3 protein-coding genes are annotated in these 1,421 nt (G+C 72.6%); all 3 read right to left on the bottom strand.

The window, feature by feature from the left end:
• The coding region (locus tag Q0112_RS15260) for an FAD-dependent oxidoreductase (RefSeq protein ID WP_297976757.1) at window positions 1-289 on the bottom strand (289 nt) is incomplete at its 3' end.
• Window positions 286-1,122, bottom strand: coding sequence for an alpha/beta hydrolase (locus Q0112_RS15255; protein ID WP_297976755.1), 837 nt, complete (start codon window positions 1,120-1,122; stop codon window positions 286-288). The genes Q0112_RS15255 and Q0112_RS15260, both read right to left, overlap by 4 nt.
• A gap of 5 nt (window positions 1,123-1,127) precedes the next feature.
• On the bottom strand, window positions 1,128-1,364 hold the full coding sequence (locus Q0112_RS15250) for an Lrp/AsnC ligand binding domain-containing protein (RefSeq protein ID WP_297976753.1): 237 nt from the start codon (window positions 1,362-1,364) through the stop codon (window positions 1,128-1,130).
• Between the last annotated feature and the right edge of the window lie 57 nt (window positions 1,365-1,421).

Here is a 1,421-nt window from a genome sequence, read left to right as displayed (position 1 = left end):
CCGGATCGCCGGCCATCATCACCCCGCCGGTCAGGTGCAGCCCGCAGGACTGCCCGGACAGCGCCTCGATCTCGCGGTAGAGCGACACCGTGTAGGCCTGCAGCTTCGCCACGTTCGGGTCGCCGTTCAGCGTGTGGAAGCCGCCCGCCGCGTGCCAGCTCGAGCCGCTGGTGAGCTCGGACCGCTCGATCAGCAGCGCGTCGGTCCAGCCCGCCTTCGCCAGATGATAGAGCACCGAGCAGCCGACGACCCCGCCGCCGATCACCACCACCCGGGCGTGGGTCTTCACGCCGCCCGCCCGACCACCGGCCCGACCACCGCCTCGACCAGCGGCGAGGCCGGATCCTCGAGTCCCTCGATCACGTCGAAATGGTGCCGCCCGGGGGCGACCGTCAGCCGCATGTCGAGCCCGAGCCCGGTCCAGACGTTGGCGAGGAGCGCGCTCTGGCGCAGGAACTCCGGCCGCTCGTCGCCGCCCACCCAGGCATCCACCGGCACGGCACGGCGGACCTCGGTCAGCGCCGGGCTCTCCGCCCGCGCCTCGAAGAGATCGAGCTGCAGCGCCTCGTTCATCTGCGTCCGGAGGAAGGGGCGGAGATCGAACAGCCCGCTCACCGGCACCACCCGCTCGATCCGCCCCATCACCGCCTCGGGCAGCAGGCTGTCGCCGCAGATCTGCCGCGCGACCAGATGCCCGCCCGCCGAATGCCCGGTCAGCCGGATCGGCCCGGCCACCTCGGCCGCCGCCGCGGCGATCGCCTCGCGGATCGTCGCGGTGATCGCGGCGATGCGCGCCTCGGGCGCGAGGACGTAGCCCGGGACCGCCACCGCCCAGCCGCGCGCCAGCGGCCCGGCGGCGAGATGCGACCAGTGCCCGCGGTCGAAGGCGCGCCAGTAGCCGCCGTGCACGAAGATGACGAGCCCCGCCGGCACCCCCTCCGGCAGGAAGAGGTCGAAGCGCTGCCGCGGATGCGACCCGTAGGCGATGCCCTCGCGCAGCCGCCCGCCCGTCCCCGCCCGGAACGCCGCCGCCGCGGCGGCCCAGCGCGCCGGATAGCCCTCGCCGCCCGGGATGTGCGGGGTGTTGGCATAGGCGTCGTCCCAGTCCACGATCGGCGGCATGGCCCTCAGAACGCCTTGAAGGTGAGCGTGGTCAGGCTGCGGTCGAGATGCGGGATATCCCGCAGCTTCTCGTTGATGAAATGCCCGACGTCGGTCCCCTCCGGGATGTAGACCTTCATCATCAGGTCGTACTCGCCCGAGGTCGAATAGAGCTCCGAGGCGAACTCCAGGTCGTAGATGGCATCGGCCACCTCGTAGGTCCGCCCCGGCCGGCAGCGCAGCTGGATGAAGACGCAGATCATTCGGCCCTCCCCGTTCGGCGCCCACACTGCCGGCGGGCCCGGACGGATGCAAGCGCG

Source organism: uncultured Amaricoccus sp., from assembly GCF_937858865.1.
Lineage (GTDB): Bacteria > Pseudomonadota > Alphaproteobacteria > Rhodobacterales > Rhodobacteraceae > Amaricoccus.
The sequence above is the reverse complement of the archived record's forward strand: the minus strand, read 5'-3'. Positions and strand labels throughout refer to the sequence as shown.